Annotated in this window: 1 protein-coding gene and 1 pseudogene; both read right to left on the minus strand. The window is 34.5% G+C overall.

The features are described 5' to 3' along the window. On the minus strand, positions 1-236 hold a 236-nt coding region (locus tag U860_RS0130040), incomplete at its 3' end, for an anti-sigma factor domain-containing protein (RefSeq protein ID WP_029953202.1). Then, a pseudogene (locus U860_RS0130045) lies at positions 226-551 on the minus strand (RNA polymerase subunit sigma); the annotation flags it as partial. The gene U860_RS0130040 and the pseudogene U860_RS0130045, both read right to left, overlap by 11 nt.

Raw genomic sequence — 551 nt, forward strand, 5'->3', positions numbered from 1 at the left:
GGTTGGTTGTAGAAAAACAGCAACACACATAGAAAACAAGCAACAAGTAATGATGCAGGCTTTAAGAAAGAAGGGATTGAAAAATGCGGTGCTCTTTGTTCTTGTTCGTTAAACGAGATTTCCTCTCCAATCATGTAAGAGTGCGCTTTTCTTTTAAACGAAATAAATTCTCCATTTGGAGTTAAAACAACTACGCTATGTTTTTTTATATCCATCACAATTCCTTTATTCATCATGCTACCCCTCTTATATAATCAAGAATATATGTATAGTTGTTTGCAAAGATAATACACATTGCAATAATGTATTTTCTATGCCGCTCTAACGTTTTACGACTTACCCTAACACGCGGTTCAATATGTTTAAGCGGTAACTTTTTCTTTCGGAACAGCTCTTCCATCATTTTCTCATCTTTTATAATAATCTTTACAATTTCTATTAAGTGCTCACGCGTATCACGATGCTTAGGAGATTCCTTAGCAAGCTCTGAAAATGTGATTTTAAACTCAGCTAGCACACTTTGAAAATGAAGAATTTCCTCCTTACGGTTA

The sequence above is a fragment of the Bacillus sp. H1a genome (genome assembly GCF_000633475.1).
In the GTDB taxonomy this organism is placed as follows: domain Bacteria; phylum Bacillota; class Bacilli; order Bacillales; family Bacillaceae_G; genus Bacillus_A; species Bacillus_A paramycoides.